This is a genomic window from Coprococcus sp. OM06-34AC (assembly GCF_003462545.1).
Classification (GTDB): Bacteria; Bacillota; Clostridia; order Lachnospirales; family Lachnospiraceae; genus Coprococcus; species Coprococcus aceti.
The window spans coordinates 227951-244094 of the sequence record NZ_QTZF01000006.1 but is presented as its reverse complement, the minus strand read 5'-3'; the positions used below and the strand labels follow the sequence as shown (position 1 = coordinate 244094).

Here is a 16144-nt window from a genome sequence, read left to right as displayed (position 1 = left end):
TGTGTAAATTTACAGAGGAAGGATAATGGTTATTCACACAGAAAGGGAGATATTATGAGTGATAATAACATGAATCAGATGCCGGACGGAATGAATCCTAACGGCGCCGATGGTCCACAGCCATCACAGAATCAGCAGGGTGATGCGGGTCAGCAGTATAGCGCAGACCAGCAGTATGCAGGACAGTATGGTCAGCAGCAGTACGGAGCAAACCAGCAGTACGCAGCGAATCAGCAGTATGCAGGACAGTACGGCCAGCAGCAGTACGGAGCAAACCAGCAGTACGCAGCGAATCAGCAGTATGCAGGACAGTACGGCCAGCAGCAGTATGGAGCAAACCAGCAGTACGCAGGACAGTACGGCCAGCAGCAGTATGGAGCAAACCAGCAGTACGCAGGACAGTACGGCCAGCAGCAGTATGCAGGACAGTATGGCCAGCAGCAGTACGATGCAAATCAGCAGTTTGCAGATCAATACGGTCAGCAGATGAATGCACAGCAGAGTGTATATGATCAGACCGTGAACATGTATGGTGATCAGGCGCACAAGCCTGAGTCTCCAAAGAAGAGAAAGGGTATCAAGATAGCCATAATAGCAGTTGTGGCAGCGCTTGTTATCATAGCAGCATTTGTTGTTGTATTCTTCGTGTTCATCAAGAAGAGTCCTAAGGATGCGGTTAAGGACGCGATGGAGAACACAGCAAAGGAACTTGAGAACAATAATATTGTGGGTATCGTCGGAGCAGATGACATAGATGTCGACAAGCTGGACGTTCAGTCAGATTTTACCATCGACAAGGTTGCCGGAGATGGTAAGCTCGACGGTTCAACATTTACATTTGACGCAAGCACAGCCAAGAGCGACGGACAGAACAGCTTCAAGCTTGATTCTTCCATGACACTGGCAGGCGAGACAGTCAGTGCGGATGTTGTAATGATCGGTCAGACGCTCTATATGTCATGTCCTGATCTCTTTACCAAGACATTTTCATTTGACATGAACAGTGTTATGGCAGAGCTCGACAGCAAGGATGCGGGAGCCGGCGGTTCAGTTGACAGCGAGGCTCTTCAGAAGATCATAGATGAGGATCTCAAGCCGGCTGCAGATAAGCTTGCAGAGTCCATAACATATGAGAAGGTCGGCAAGGATGAGTTTACAAATGCAAATGGCAAGACTATCAAGGCAGACCACTACACAGTGACAATCACAACAGACGCTATAGATGAGTTCTCACAGGCACTGGTTGACTGTCTGAACAAGTACATGGACAGCAATCTGTCAGATGATATGATGGATCAGATGGGTGTTACAAAGGATCAGCTCAAGCAGTCCATCGGCACTATTCCATCTCTGGTCAGCGCAGTAATGACAAAGGATGCCGTTGCAAATGTATACGTAGAAAACGACAAGGTGATCCGTGTTGACTGGGATTATGATCTTGCAGCAGCAGGCGTTAAGATTTCATTCACAGCAGATTACATGGGTGACGGAAATGTCACATCAGATGCTGTAACAAAGATAGCACTTACATACGGTTCAGATGTAAATATAGAGCTCAAGAGTGAGTCAAAGACTGACACATCAGGAGATAAGATATCAACTGACAAGAAGTACACATTATCAGCAATGAGCGGCGGAGAGAGCCAGGAGTTCACAGGAAATGTGACATCAGACTATGACAAGAACAGCGGTAAGATGAGTGGAAGCATATCTGTTGATGTACAGGGTGAGACTGCTCAGGCTGCATTTGAGGGTGTCCTTGCAGATGTCAAGAAGGGCGAGTCATTCAGCATAAATGATGCAAAGCTCACAGTTACAGTATCAGGCGAGGATGTTCTTCAGTGCTCAGGAAATCTCAAGGTAGCAGAGAAGGACAACAAGATAGAGGCTCCTGCAGCAGGAGATGTGGTTGATTACTCAGTTCTCAACAGTGATGATGTAGATCAGTACATCAACATGGATAAGATGGAAAAGATCGTATCAGCATGGAGCGAGATATTTGACTCAGTAAGTGTTGACAGCAGACTTGATGGAAAGTTCGGCACCGACTCAAAGGATACTGAGGAGGAAGAGCCTGAGACAACAGAGGCAGCTACAACAGAGGAAGCAACCACAGAGAAGTCAAATGACAGCACAGAGGAGGAAGACCTTTCAAAGGTTACATTAAGCCTTGGCGATAAGTCAGTAAAGATCAATGATCCAAAGGGATACGAGAGAAGCTATGCTTCAGAGTATACCATATCTTATAATGATGAGAAGGGCGATGTATATGCAAGCTATTCTACATATACACACTATTCAGCAAGTGATCTTGTGAAGAACATGAAGGATACTTACACAGAGTATTACAACGATGAGAACTCCAAGGTCAACGAGATGACAGATGGCACAGTGAAGGCAAAGGATGGCACAGAGGTAACATATCTTGTGATACAGCTCACATCATATGATATGGACAGAACAGAAGTGCTGTTGGTATATCCTACAGGCGAGGATGTAGTTACATGTTCTATCAGCTACTGGGATAAGGTCGACAAGGTTGACGCGCAGAAGCTGTGTGAGACATTCATGGATGCAATTGAGATAAAGTAATAGCTGTACAGCGTGCAGGGAAAATGTGAAAAAGGCAGGAGGCAGTGATGAAGGTCGTTAATGTGAAGAATGTGGCGATAGGAGAGGGAATGACTAAGATCTGTGTACCTCTGGTAGCTCCGACGGATTATGATGTGGACTATCAGTTGAGGATCATAGCGAAGTCGGAACCAGACATGGTGGAATTCAGAGCGGATATGTACGAGAAGTGCTTTGACAGAGAGGCACTTATGAAGACTCTGGCGAAGATCCATGATAAGCTGGGGCAGTTCCCTATTATATTTACATTCCGAACAAAGGGCGAGGGTGGCTGCATGGAGGCAACACTCAGCCAGTATCACGACCTTCTTATTGACGCTATAGACAGTGGATATATAGACATCGTGGATATAGAATATTTCTCCGACATGGAGATTGTGGATGAAGTCATAGCGGAGGCTCATTCCAAGGGTGTGTATGTCATAGTGTCCAATCACGATTTCAAGACTACTATACCTATGGAACAGATAGTTGACAGATTTAAGTCCATCATATTCACAGGTGCAGATATAGCCAAGATAGCCATGATGCCTGAGGAGGGATCGCAGGTCGTAGATATGATGCAGGCTGCAAAGGAACTGCAGGATAGTGGAAATCAGACCCCTCTCATAGTTATATCCATGGGTGAACTTGGTGTGGAGACAAGAACCACAGGAGAGATGTATGGCAATACGATATCATTTGCCACAGCGGGCATACCTTCCGCCCCTGGACAGATATCTGTGGATGCACTCAGGAGCCAGCTCACCATGATACATCACATTATAGCTGGTAAATAATAATAATTATATGATGCTATTATTCTGGAAGTCACGGATGAATGCCGTGGCTTCCATTTTTTTAGTGTTGTGTGGCTTGTTTCGCAGATATATGGTATTATGACATAAATGTTCCGGGGCCTTGTATGGCAGACGGCGGCTAAGGAGATAAGAATATATGGAAGAAAAGATACACAAGAGGAGAGTGCACTACAGTGGCACCCATCCGAAGAGGTTTGAGGAGAAATACAAGGAGCACGATCCTGAAAAATATGCGGATACGATAGAGAAAGTCATAAGCAAGGGAAGTACCCCGGCAGGGATGCACATTTCAATATGTGTAAATGAGATACTGGATTTCCTTCAGATACAGCCGGGACAGCAGGGGCTTGATGCGACATTGGGCTATGGTGGTCACACAAGGCGTATGCTTGAGAAGCTTCAGGGAAAAGGTCATATGTATGCACTGGATGTTGATCCTATAGAGATAGTGAAGACGAAGCATAGACTGTCTGAAGCTGGATACGGAGAGGATATACTCACGATAAAGCAGACAAATTTCAGGAATATCGACCAGGTGGCAGAGGAGGCCGGGGGATTTGATTTTATCCTTGCGGATCTTGGAGTGTCTTCCATGCAGATAGACAATCCAGACAGGGGATTCACATACAAGTTTGATGGACCACTTGATCTGAGGCTTGATCCGGAGAAGGGTGAGTCGGCGGCGGAGCGTCTACGAGAGGTTTCGTATGAGGAACTCGTTGGGATGTTCCAGGAGAACTCGGACGAGCCTTATGCGGAGGAGATCGCCACGGTCATCATGAAGAGAAACCGAACTAAGAATTATGTGGAGACCACCACGCAGATGAAGGATGCCATCGAGGAGGCATTGGCATTTGTGCCGGAGAAGGACAGAAAAGAGGCTGTGAAGAAATCCTGTCAGAGGTGTTTTCAGGCTCTGCGAATAGATGTGAACAGTGAGTTTGAGGTTTTGTATGATTTCCTTGACAAGCTGCCGGATGCGCTCAGACCTGGTGGAAAAGTGGCGATACTGACATTCCATTCAGGTGAGGACAGACTGGTGAAGAGGGCGTTCAAGGCTGGGGTGAAGGCTGGTGTTTACAGCGAAGTCAGCAAGGATGTCATCAGACCGTCAGCGGAGGAGTGCGCCCGCAATCCGAGGGCAAGATCGACGAAGATGAGATGGGCTGTAAAAGCAGAATAAAGGACACAGAAAGGCGACATCGTCTGTATATCATGTTAATATGATGACAGGGGATGTCGCCTTTTGGACATATGTTTCAGATGTATTGTGGCTGACTATTTCACAGGAGTTGAGGCAAGTGAGATGAATGTGAGCTGCGCCTGTGATGGCATACAGGCAGAGGAAATGCTCTATGAGAATCAGTATGATCTTTTTTTCGGTGTTGATAAGCTCCCGGTAAATGTGTAACAGGCATATAGAGGATAGTAAAAATGTCCAGGATAATTTAGGCAGAACATTTATAGAAATCATAATAAAATTTTCATATATAATACAAAAATATTCATATTTTTTTGATGTAATCGGTATGATATACTTCAAAATGTAGTGATAACTTGCATATATACGAAGAAACCATCGTAAGGTTAATTTTAAGAGAGGTATTAATATGGGAGATTATAAGGCAGCAGAGAATAGATATAAGAATGTTGAAGGTACAGGATTTTACAGACATTGCGGCAAGAGCGGTCTTATGATGCCGCCTCTGGCACTTGGACTCTGGCACAACTTTGGAACAAATGACGATTACGAGAATATGAAGAAGATGTGCTTTACCGCATTTGACAACGGAATAACACATTTTGATATAGCAAACAACTATGGCCCGGTGTATGGAAGTGCAGAGGAGAACTTTGGAAAGATACTCAGAGAGGAACTGGGTGCGTACAGGGATGAGCTGATAATCAGCACTAAGGCCGGATTCGATATGTGGGAAGGCCCTTACGGCAACTGGGGCAGCAGAAAATATCTCATAGCAAGTCTTGACCAGAGCCTTAAAAGACTTGGCATCCCATATGTGGATATATTCTATCATCACAGAATGGATCCGAACACTCCACTCGAGGAGACCATGGGAGCATTGGCGCAGATAGTGAAGAGTGGAAAGGCACTTTATGTCGGACTCTCCAACTATGACGGACCTACCATGGCAAAGGCGGAGCGCATACTTGATGAGCTTCATGTGCCATTTGTGATAAATCAGAACAGATACAGCATACTGGACAGATCTGTCGAGAACAATGGGCTTTTGAAGCAGACATACGCATCAGGCAAGGGACTCATATGCTTCTCGCCTCTGGCACAGGGAATGCTGACAGACAGATATCTGAAGGACATGCCGGCGGACAGCAGGGCTGTGAAGGACGGAAGATTCCTTCATGAGGATCAGGTGCTTGAAACTAGACCTCTCCTCAACCAGTTAAATGAGATCGCAGCCGGATATGATATGAAGCTATCAGAGCTTGCCATAGCATGGCTGCTGAACAAGCCGGAGGTCACAACAGTGCTGATCGGTGCTTCAAAGCCTGAGCAGATCATCAGCAATCTCAAGGCTGCTGAAAAGCAGGCACATACAGTCATGACCGATGACGAATTACAGAAGATCGAGGATACCGTTGCAGCATTTGGAAGATCATAAAATAGGCAAAACTTTCTTTTCATCCCCCTCGCAGGAGAAGCCGGATAGAGCTTCTCCTGTTTTTTATATCTGTGCAGACGTTGGGAGAAGTCTGTGCTGTTACAAATACATAAAAGTATGGTATTATATCACACAGAATCTATGTTACGGAGAAAACTGGTGAAGGAATATATAAATGAAGCACTTGAAAAATATATAGAGAAGGGTACATACCCGTGGCACATGCCTGGGCACAAGAGACAGCCGATAGAAGCCGTCCAAAATGTTGATAACATTTCAAAATCCCGGGAAAACTTCTGGAACGGGGTGTATGCACATGATTTCACTGAGGCTAAAGATCTTGACGACATGCATGAGCCGGAGATGTTCATAGCGGACAGTATTGCCGAGATGAAGAAGGTGTATGGAACATTTGCAACATATATGCTGGTGAACGGTTCCACATCCGGACTTATGACAGCTATACACGCCACCTGTCACAGGGGAGACGTGATACTTGCGGCAAGAAACTGCCACAAGGCGGTGTACAACGCCATCTGCATGCTTGAGCTTGATCCTGAATACATAGTGCCGGATTATGTTGATATGAGATGGCGCTGTGGCGTGAATCAGAATGGAGAACAGACGATAACAGATGGGATGACGTATGCCAGCGGCGAAAGCAATCGCGGGACTCGGGAAAAGATGGCTGCCAGCAGCGAAGTCAATCATGAAACAGAGGAAAAGGCGGCTGTCAATGGTGAAGATGATCGTGAAGTGTCAGAGAGGACGGACATATTGGGTGATATATCTCCGGATAAGGTAGAGCGTGCGATCAACATGTTGATAACGGATGGCAGAAAGCCAAGAGCGGTGATCATCACATCGCCGACATATGAGGGCGTCATGTCAGATATAAGAACCATAGCCGAAATCGCACACAGGTATGGAATATATCTCATTGTGGACGAGGCACAGGGAGCACATCTGAACTTCATGGAAGGACATGAGACCGCCATGCAGCAGGGCGCGGATATTGTCATCGAGAGCCTGCACAAGACCATGCCTGCACTTACCCAGACATCGCTCCTTCATGTGATGAATCCGAAACTTGATGAGAGAGTCAGGAGATATCTGCAGATATTCCAGACATCATCACCTTCGTATATATTTATGCAGAGCATGGAGAAGGCAGTTGCATTTGGCGCAAATAACAGAGATGAATTTGCCAGGTATGGGCGGAGGCTTGAGGCATTTGCCGGGAAATGTGATGGGCTCAGAAATATACGGCTGTTCAGACCTGATGCTTCCTCAGTGAAAAATGATGAGATCTGTAATGCGTGTAAAGTGTTCGACCATGATGAGGGCAGACTGGTATTTGTCGTGAGACCGGGAACTGTAGACGAGTCGGGACAGAAATTTACAGGGGTTATGCTTGCTGAAATTCTGGCGGACAGGTATGGGCTGATTGTTGAGATGGCATCGGTGAGTTATGTCATTTGTATATCATCTGTTGTGGACAGTGCAGACAGTTATGATATACTATTTAATGCGGTGGCTGAGATAGACGGGAACCTTGGCTATGAGCCGGATAAAACAGACCGGCAGGAGCTGGATATCATATCCGGCAGAAGGTCAGCTATGCCGCCGGGAACCGCGTGGGACAGACCAGTGGAGAGCGTGCCGATTGAGGGTGCGGCTGGAAAGGTGTCGGGGGCATTTGTATATGCATATCCGCCGGGAATACCTGTGCTGGCGCCGGGAGAGGTCGTTGACCGGCAGGCGGTGAACGGAATAAAGTCCATGATAGACAGCGGACTTAATGTGGCAGGAGTCAATGACGGTTATATCAAAGTGCTGTGCGGAGAGTGATATGTAGCACTATGATCTGGAAGGTTTGATAAGAATCACAATATAAATATGAAAGGTGTACATGTGCAGGAACAGCATATGGCAGGGTTAGGATATGAAAGGAATATTTATAACTATAGAGGGCCCGGACGGAGCGGGCAAGACCACACAGAGGGAGCTGCTTAAGGAATATCTGGAGAAGAAAGGCTATGACGTGCTGATAACCAGAGATCCGGGGGGAAATCCCATAAGTGAGGCGATCCGCGAGGTTATATTGAACAAGGATTTTACAGAGATGGGATATATGACTGAGCTGCTTCTGTATGCTTCGGCGAGAGCACAGCTTGTGAAAGAGAATATCAAGCCTGCACTGGATGCCGGTCAGGCGGTGATTGCAGACAGATTTGTGGACTCATCCGCTGTGTATCAGGGAATCGGAAGAGGACTCGGAGTTGACACGGTGTATAAGGTAAATGAATTTGCACTTCAGGGAATCATGCCTGATATGACATTCCTTATGGATCTTGACGCACAGGAAGGAATAGCAAGGAAGAAAAATCAGGCCGAGCTTGACAGGATGGAAAATGAAAAGCTTGATTTCCATCAGAAGGTCGTGGATGGATACCGCAAGTTGGCAGATATGCATCCTGAGAGAATAGTAAGGATAGACGCTACTTTACCTATTGATGAGATTCATGGTATAATAGTAGGGTATGTAGAGAAGAAACTTAATCTTTAATATATTTTGATTTTGGAGAAGGTCAGAATAGACATACAGAAACAATTAATTGTAAGGGGGTTGGTATATATGATAGATTTCACAGACATAATCGGACATGAGGACATAATACGCCACTTCAAGAGCAGCATTGAGCTGGGTAAGATATCCCAGGGCTACATCATCAATGGCGAGACAGGAAGTGGAAAAAAGACCCTTACCAGGGCGTTGGTCAAGACTCTCCAGTGTGAGGAGGGCGGTACAGAGCCATGTAATCATTGTAAGTCATGTCTTCAGTGTGAGACGGGAAATCAGCCTGATATCGTGTGGGTGACCCACGACAAGCCAAATGTGATCTCGGTTGAAGAGATACGTGATCAGGTGAATTCTGATATTGATATCAAGCCTTATAGCAGCAGATATAAGATATATGTTATAGAGGATGCACAGCTTCTGAATGTGAATGCACAGAACGCTTTGTTAAAGACGATCGAGGAAGCTCCGTCCTATGCAATAATCATACTGCTCACCAACAATCTTGATAAGATGCTTCAGACTATACAGTCCAGATGTATAGTGCTGAATGTGAAGCCTGTCAGAGAACATGATATACTTGATTATCTCATGAACGAGCTCAAGCTGGACAAGCAGAAGGCTGACTTCTGTATGGATTTTGCCCAGGGCAATCTGGGAAAGGCCATCAGGCTTGCAACTAGTGATGAGTACAAGGAGATCAAGGAAAATGTGGTGAAGTTCATGAGACATATAAGTGATATGTCGGTTGATGACATGATATTTGCCATTAAGAATATGGAGCTGTACAAGCTCAAGGTAAGTGACTACATCGATCTGATGATGATGTGGTACAGGGACATTCTTATGCTCAAGGTGTCCAATAACCCGGGCCGGTTGATGTTCAAGGAGTATTATTCTGATATAAGAAAGCAGTCTTCACACATCAGCTATGAGGGTATAGAAAAGGTACTCAAGTCTATGGACAAGGCCAAGGTCAGACTTGAGGCGAATGTCAGCTTTGACATTGTCATGGAGCTTATGCTCCTAACCATGAAGGAGAATTGTTAATGAAAGAGATTATAGGAGTTCGTTTCAGACCAAACGGTAAGATATATTATTTTGATCCACAGAACTTTGAGGTCGAGGCCGGCAGTTTTGTCATTGTCGAGACCGCAAGGGGGGTGGAGTACGGCAAAGTGGTTCTGGGAAGACGAGAGGTAGAAGAGGGCAAGATAACGGCGTCACTCAAGCCGATCATAAGAATTGCCACAGAGGATGACACCAGAAGATACGAGGATAACAAGAAGAAGAGCAAGAGAGCATTTGGCATATGTCTTGAGAAGATCGCAAAGCATAAGCTGGACATGAAGCTCATCGAGGCTGAGTATACATTTGACAACAATAAGGTGCTGTTCTACTTCACAGCAGACAGGAGAATCGATTTCCGAGAGCTGGTAAAGGATCTTGCGTCGGTGTTCAAGACAAGAATAGAGCTCAGACAGATCGGTGTCCGCGATGAGACCAAGATGGTGGGCGGAATCGGCATATGTGGAAGGGAGCTCTGCTGTAACAAGCATTTGTCGGAGTTCGTTCCTGTGTCGATCAAGATGGCAAAGGAGCAGAACCTGTCACTGAATCCTACTAAGATATCCGGTGTGTGCGGAAGACTTATGTGCTGTCTGAAGCATGAGCAGGACACTTACGAGTATCTGAATGAGAAGCTTCCGAATGTAGGAGATTTCGTCAGGACCATAGATGGCAATAAGGGCGAGGTAATGTCAGTGAACGTTCTCCGACAGAAGGTTAAGATCGTGGTGACAGACAAGGATGACAACAAGGAAGTTATGGAGTATCCTGTGGCTGAACTCAAGTTCAAGCCTAAGAGAAGAAAGAATTCAGAGAGACTCAGCGCTGAGGAGTACAAGGCACTTGAGGCATTGGAGGACAAGGGTGGAAAGTCCAAATTTGACGATTAAACCGGATGTGGTTATAAAACCTGATGAGAGGATAGATGATCTGCAGTGCAGAGGATATCAGATCATACAGAACAGCGGGATGTTCTGTTTTGGAATGGACGCTGTGCTGCTTGCAAATTATGTGCGATTTAAGAGGAAGGGCAGATATTTGGATCTCGGGACAGGAACAGGTATCATACCTATACTTCTTGCTGCAAAGGAATATGGAGAAGGGACTCTTACCCGGAAGGAGAGGCTGGCTGTTTTGGACGCTATTGACCGTAAGATAGCGTCTGATCATCCGGAAATAAAACGAGGATTGACGGATGCTAAGCCTGCTGATAATGCACGTTTTATAGGTATAGAACTCCAGACTGAATGTGCGGACATGGCGGCAAGGAGCGTGAGCCTCAATGGGCTTGACGGTTTAGTGCGAATAGATAACGGAGATATAAAGGAGGTCTCTTGTAACTACAAGAAGGCCTCCTTTGACATAGTGACCTCAAATCCGCCATACATAAAGGGCAGTCACGGTCTGGAGAATCCGGATGCTCCGAAGAACATAGCGAGACATGAGGTGCATGTGACGTTGGATCAGGTGGTGGCAGCGGCAGAGCATGCCCTTAAACCCGGCGGAAGTTTTTATATGATACATAAGCCGTTCAGGCTGGCTGAGATATTTGAATGCCTGCATGAGCACAGGCTTGAGCCAAAGAGGATGCAGCTTGTACATCCATACATAGATAAGGAGCCAAACATGGTCATAGTGGAGGCCGTTAAGGGTGGCAACTCCATGATCAAGATTGATCCGCCTATGATAGTCTACAAAGCTCCGGGAGTGTACACGGAGCAGCTGCTGGCGACGTATGAAGGCAGTGCAAAGCGGTAACAGGCAACGGCTGCAGCATGAAAGTGAAAAATGTTGTAAACACCCTAATGTACATATTACAGATAGTGAGGTTTATATATGGCAGGCAAATTATATCTGGTGGCAACACCCATAGGAAATCTTGAGGATATGACATATAGAGCCGTCAGGGTTCTTTCCGAGGTGGATGTGATAGCGGCGGAGGATACGAGGAACAGTATCAAGCTGCTCAATCATTTCGAGATCAAGACTCCCATGACGAGTTATCATGAATACAATAAATACGACAAGGCGAAGGTTCTCGTTGAGAAGATGCAGCAGGGACAAAGCGTTGCAGTTATCACTGATGCCGGAACTCCGGGTATATCTGATCCCGGGGAGGAGCTTGTGAGACAGGCTCTTGCCGCAGGGCTTGAGGTTACACCGGTGCCGGGGGCGTGTGCATGTATATCGGCGCTCATCAGCTCAGGACTTTCGACCAGAAGATTTGCATTTGAGGCGTTTCTGCCGTATGACAAGAAGGATAGAACAAGAGTGCTTGAGGAGATGAAGCGAGAGACGAGGACTATGGTGATGTATGAGGCTCCACACAAGCTGAAGAAGACTTTGGCGGAACTCATGGAGGCTCTCGGTGACAGGCATATAACACTTGCCAGAGAGATCACCAAGAAACATGAGACGATAGAACCAATGATGCTTTCACAGGCGATAGCCCGCTACGAGGAGGAAGATCCAAGAGGAGAATTCGTTATCGTGATAGAGGGGCTTGATGTGAAGAAACTTGAGGAGGAGAAGAAGAACTCGTTCGAGGCTATGTCCGTGGAGGAACATGTCCAGATGTACGTTGATCAGGGTATGTCCAAGAAGGATGCGATCAAGCAGGCAGCTGTAGACCGCGGAGTCCCTAAGAGGGATGTGTATAATGCGGTGATGAAATAGAAAACGGAGGTAGATTGGTGTCAGGTGCGGATAAACAAAAGTTTATCTGTACCTGACACTTTTTAATTTTTATGTAATATGGCGAAAAACAACTTGCATATACACAATGCGTATGATAATATAAATGTGCAATATACGCAACGCGGGCACAAAAGTAACATGCTAACGGGAGATATGTAGTCAAAGGAGAGTGCGATATGGACAGTAAAGACTATCTAGTAGAGCTTAGAGAAAGCACTGGTATGACCAGAAAGGAGTTTTGTGAGTATTTCGAGATACCATATAGGACAGTTCAGGATTGGGAACTTGGAAACCGCAAGATGCCGGATTATCTCTTGCGTCTGATGGAGTACAAGATCAGGATGGAACAGGGAATAAAGGATGGAAAAGAGCTTGAAAACAACAAATAAAGCCACTATACTTCAGATAAAGAAAGGCGGTGGAAAGGATGGAAGAAATGCAAAATCAGGAGTTATGTATTTTACTTGATAGTATCCTCGCACTACTTGAAACGAACAATGAGGATAAAGCAAAAGAGATTATAAGAAACGCAATAAAGAGAATAGATAAAGGATCGACATCCAGCTCGAAGGAAGAGTAGGTTGAACAGAAAAGATGGGGGCTTTTTTTGCTTTTTAAAAGTCCCCTTTATTTCAGATTTATCCCCACCTTTAAAACCCAAGGTGTGCAATAAATGTTCCAATAGCATAACCTGTGCCATATATCATAAGTGCGATCAGGCCTATAATCATTATCCTTCTTATCAATATCTGGATTTTGGTTCCGTGATTCATCCAATTCTTGAAATCATTTCCGTTCGTTTTCATAAACAGCCTTGTCATCTCAGGATATGCCTTATCATTTTCCCATTTGGAAATCGATTGCCGGGAAACATCTAAAACCTCCGCAAGCTCTTCCTGGGATAGATTATTTATATTTCGCAATTCATACAATCGTTCTCCAAAAGTCATACCTTCTCCTCCGTGGCGCTGCCGATCAGATATCCCCATTTATATACACCCTCGGAACCCTCACCGATATGTTGCACACGATCACATCCACATTGGTATCAAGCATATTTGCCATATCCTCGATGGACATGCCCTCGCCGAGAAGAGTCACGGTGTCGCCGCGCTTTACATCTGGGATGTCTGTAATGTCTGCCATGCACTGATCCATACATACGCGTCCGATGATCGGCGCTTCATGGCCGTTTATGATGACCTTGCCCTTGTTGGACAGATAGCGGCTGTAGCCGTCGGCAAATCCGACAGGCAGAGTGGCAATCTTTGTAGGCCTTTTGGTGACAAATGTTCCGCCGTAGCCGATTTCTGAACCGGCAGGAACCTCCTTCACCATGGCAACGTATGTGTACCAGCTGAGGATCTCCTGAAGTCCTGAATTCTTCCAGTCAAAATCATCAGAAGGAGTGAGACCATAGAGGATATCACCGCATCTCACCGCATCAAGCTGTGCCTCAGGCAACATCAGTATGGCAGGGCTGTTGGCTACGTGGTGCTTTGGTATGACAACCCCCATCTTCTCAAGTTCATTTACGGCGTGGAGATATAGGTCAAGCTGCTTTCTTGCACTTGTGTGATCCCCCTCGTCAGCCCTTGCAAAATGTGTAAATATACCTGTTACGTTCAGGTCGTCCATCTCGCAGATCTTCTTTATAGTGTCAAATGATTCCTGACATACCGGGAATCCTATTCGGTTCATACCGGTGTTCAGCTTTATCTGGACATTCTGTTTCTTGCCGGCTCTTCTTGCAGCGGCAGCCATGTTCTCAGCACCCTCCAGAGAGAACAAGGTCAGGTCGAGGTCGTACTTTACTGCTTCATCCAGCATATCATCGGCGGTGTCTCCAAGTATAAGCACGGACTCTGTTGCGCCTGCGTCCCTGAGCATTTTGCCCTCCTCCCAGATGGCAACTGCGTAGCTGTCGATGCCGCATTCCCTAAGTGTTGGGTAAAGTCCGGCGATGCCGTGTCTGTATCCGTCACCCTTCATGACGGCGGTAAACTCCACGCCCGGCTTCAGTCTTGCCTTGATATTTGCGATATTGCTTCTGAGCTTTGCCAGATCTATAACTGCTGCAGTTCTTCCTGCAAATGGTCTGTTATTCATAGTTATTCTCCTATTTTACAACTGTCATATATAGTATCTAGGTAATTATATTTTTAATTGTTGAATGAGTCAACACGTGTGTTATGATGTTGTTAAAAGTCACGCAGAATATATATTTTACAACCCCGTTGTATCCAATTCTATGATCATCTGTTCCAGTTTTTGCTCTCTTAATAAATAGCACATATAGATTGGAAGGTATGTTATAGCACCGTCTGTCTCCACGTTTCCAATTGATAAAACATATGCTTTTTCAAGATGATAATCCGGAACTTTCATAAAATTATCCAACGCTTTGTGTGATTTATAAGCCTTTCCCGATTTAACTTCAATTGGAACAACCTGACCATTCATTTCTATTGCGAAATCCATCTCTCCGATTTTCTGCTTTTTACAGAAATAAGGTTCGAAACCATTGGCAACCAATTGCTGTGCGACTGCATTTTCAAAATGAGCACCATTGTTGACTTCCCCGTTTTTATTTATCAGCTCAACTTTAGTTTCTGCCGGATAAGCGCTGGTCAGCAGACCGATGTCACTCGAGAAAAGTCTGAACACATTACTGCTCTTGCTCGCCAGAAGTGGGATTACCGGCGCATCTACATTATAAACAGGCAACGCCACGCCTGCATCTTTTAACCATAAAAAGCTGTTTTCATATCGATTAAATTTCAATTCTTTATCCAACATGGTAAATACAAATTTCTTATTTTGCTTATTCAACTCAGCCGGAATAATCTCATATATAGATTTCACTTTTAACTTTTTGTCTTCAAGCTCATATTGTGAAAAATCTTCCTTATAAAGAGTTGTAATATCCCGTTGAACTTTATCGACTTCCCGAATATCCTTGGTATTTATATAAGCTTTGACAGCATCCGGCATTCCGCCGACAATAAGATACACAAAGAACATTGCCAGAAGCTTTTTGTGTATAAATTCATCCACCGGGCTGGAAGTTTTAAATTTATCCTCTAACATATTCAAGGTTGTTGCTGAGACATTATTTGCCACCATAAATTCTTCAAAATCCATGGGATACATTCTTAAGACTGTCAGATACCCGACTGGGGCAGAAGCAATTCCTTTAAGCTCCACACCCAGTAGTGAACCGCTCATGACATATTTATAACTGCCCTCATCTACCAGAAATTTTATTTTTGTTACTATTTCTGGGCATTTTTGAATTTCATCAAAAAAAACAACCGTTTCGTGCACTTTACAATCTTCGGGCATGATCATTTTCAGTTTAACCAGAAATTCTTCTGCACTCATTTCTGCATTTAGATAAGATACCATATCCGGTTGATCAATGAAGTTGACCTCAAACTTGGTATATTTGCTCTTTTCAATTTCGTTTCTTATAAGCCATGTTTTTCCAATCTGTCTTGCCCCAGTTACCAACAATGCTTTATTTGAATTTTCAAGCCATTCTCCAATAATTCTGGAATCTTTTCTATACATACATTCATACCTCCCAAATACAATTTAACCTATTTGCCCCGTTTTTTCAATTACTATAAAATTATTTTGCCCCGTTTTTATTATTTTATTTTAATAAAATGCCCCGTTTTAATTGCTGACCCGAATATTTGTTGTCATTGAAAGCTGTGGAGGGT

Annotated in this window: 16 protein-coding genes; 13 read left to right on the top strand and 3 right to left on the bottom strand. The window is 45.0% G+C overall.

What is annotated here, in order from left to right; genetic code table 11:
- Positions 1 to 54 precede the first annotated feature (54 nt).
- The 13 genes from DXB91_RS11420 (at position 55) to DXB91_RS14170 (ending at position 12996) form a co-directional block, all read left to right on the top strand.
- Entirely contained in the window at positions 55 to 2592 is a 2538-nt protein-coding gene (locus tag DXB91_RS11420; RefSeq protein ID WP_055222404.1) for a hypothetical protein, read from the top strand.
- Between the two features lie 47 nt (positions 2593 to 2639).
- Complete coding sequence (gene aroD, locus DXB91_RS11415; protein WP_022217433.1) at positions 2640 to 3410, top strand: type I 3-dehydroquinate dehydratase; 771 nt, start codon at positions 2640 to 2642, stop codon at positions 3408 to 3410.
- A gap of 157 nt (positions 3411 to 3567) precedes the next feature.
- Complete coding sequence (gene rsmH, locus DXB91_RS11410; RefSeq protein ID WP_117875323.1) at positions 3568 to 4614, top strand: 16S rRNA (cytosine(1402)-N(4))-methyltransferase RsmH; 1047 nt, start codon at positions 3568 to 3570, stop codon at positions 4612 to 4614.
- A gap of 63 nt (positions 4615 to 4677) precedes the next feature.
- A complete protein-coding gene (locus DXB91_RS14175) occupies positions 4678 to 4842 on the top strand; it encodes a hypothetical protein (RefSeq protein WP_158564606.1) in 165 nt (54 codons plus the stop codon).
- 199 nt (positions 4843 to 5041) lie between these two features.
- Positions 5042 to 6070, top strand: coding sequence for an aldo/keto reductase (locus DXB91_RS11405; protein ID WP_118018045.1), 1029 nt, complete (start codon positions 5042 to 5044; stop codon positions 6068 to 6070).
- Positions 6071 to 6229: 159 nt separating this feature from the next.
- Positions 6230 to 7921 carry an aminotransferase class I/II-fold pyridoxal phosphate-dependent enzyme gene (locus DXB91_RS11400; RefSeq protein ID WP_158564605.1) on the top strand — a complete coding sequence of 564 codons (1692 nt, stop codon included), beginning with the start codon at positions 6230 to 6232 and terminating at the stop codon, positions 7919 to 7921.
- A gap of 94 nt (positions 7922 to 8015) precedes the next feature.
- Positions 8016 to 8639: a dTMP kinase gene (gene tmk, locus DXB91_RS11395; protein ID WP_118018041.1), complete on the top strand. Its 624-nt coding sequence runs from the start codon at positions 8016 to 8018 to the stop codon at positions 8637 to 8639.
- 69 nt (positions 8640 to 8708) lie between these two features.
- Entirely contained in the window at positions 8709 to 9701 is a 993-nt protein-coding gene (locus DXB91_RS11390) for a DNA polymerase III subunit (RefSeq protein WP_015534369.1), read from the top strand.
- Positions 9701 to 10609, top strand: coding sequence for a PSP1 domain-containing protein (locus DXB91_RS11385; RefSeq protein ID WP_015534368.1), 909 nt, complete (start codon positions 9701 to 9703; stop codon positions 10607 to 10609). Before DXB91_RS11390 ends, DXB91_RS11385 begins: the two co-directional genes overlap by 1 nt.
- Positions 10584 to 11477 (top strand): tRNA1(Val) (adenine(37)-N6)-methyltransferase, encoded by an 894-nt coding sequence (locus DXB91_RS11380; RefSeq protein WP_118018039.1) that lies wholly within the window; start codon positions 10584 to 10586, stop codon positions 11475 to 11477. The genes DXB91_RS11385 and DXB91_RS11380 overlap by 26 nt, the downstream gene beginning before the upstream one ends.
- A 78-nt stretch (positions 11478 to 11555) precedes the next feature.
- The gene (rsmI, locus tag DXB91_RS11375; protein ID WP_015534367.1) at positions 11556 to 12395 is read left to right on the top strand and encodes a 16S rRNA (cytidine(1402)-2'-O)-methyltransferase; all 840 of its coding nucleotides are present in this window, start codon (positions 11556 to 11558) and stop codon (positions 12393 to 12395) included.
- A 197-nt stretch (positions 12396 to 12592) separates the two neighbouring features.
- Positions 12593 to 12805 carry a helix-turn-helix domain-containing protein gene (locus DXB91_RS11370; RefSeq protein ID WP_015534366.1) on the top strand — a complete coding sequence of 71 codons (213 nt, stop codon included), beginning with the start codon at positions 12593 to 12595 and terminating at the stop codon, positions 12803 to 12805.
- Between the two features lie 38 nt (positions 12806 to 12843).
- The gene (locus tag DXB91_RS14170) at positions 12844 to 12996 is read left to right on the top strand and encodes a hypothetical protein (protein WP_015534365.1); all 153 of its coding nucleotides are present in this window, start codon (positions 12844 to 12846) and stop codon (positions 12994 to 12996) included.
- Positions 12997 to 13066: 70 nt separating this feature from the next.
- Here DXB91_RS14170 and DXB91_RS11365 read toward each other — a convergent pair whose 3' ends face one another.
- The 3 genes from DXB91_RS11365 to DXB91_RS11355 form a co-directional block, all read right to left on the bottom strand.
- On the bottom strand, positions 13067 to 13366 hold the full coding sequence (locus DXB91_RS11365) for a helix-turn-helix transcriptional regulator (RefSeq protein ID WP_118018037.1): 300 nt from the start codon (positions 13364 to 13366) through the stop codon (positions 13067 to 13069).
- 25 nt (positions 13367 to 13391) lie between these two features.
- Positions 13392 to 14525, bottom strand: a complete 1134-nt coding sequence (alr, locus tag DXB91_RS11360) for an alanine racemase (protein WP_118018035.1) — start codon at positions 14523 to 14525, stop codon at positions 13392 to 13394.
- A 117-nt stretch (positions 14526 to 14642) separates the two neighbouring features.
- Positions 14643 to 15989: an ATP-binding protein gene (locus DXB91_RS11355; RefSeq protein WP_118018033.1), complete on the bottom strand. Its 1347-nt coding sequence runs from the start codon at positions 15987 to 15989 to the stop codon at positions 14643 to 14645.
- Positions 15990 to 16144 lie beyond the last annotated feature (155 nt).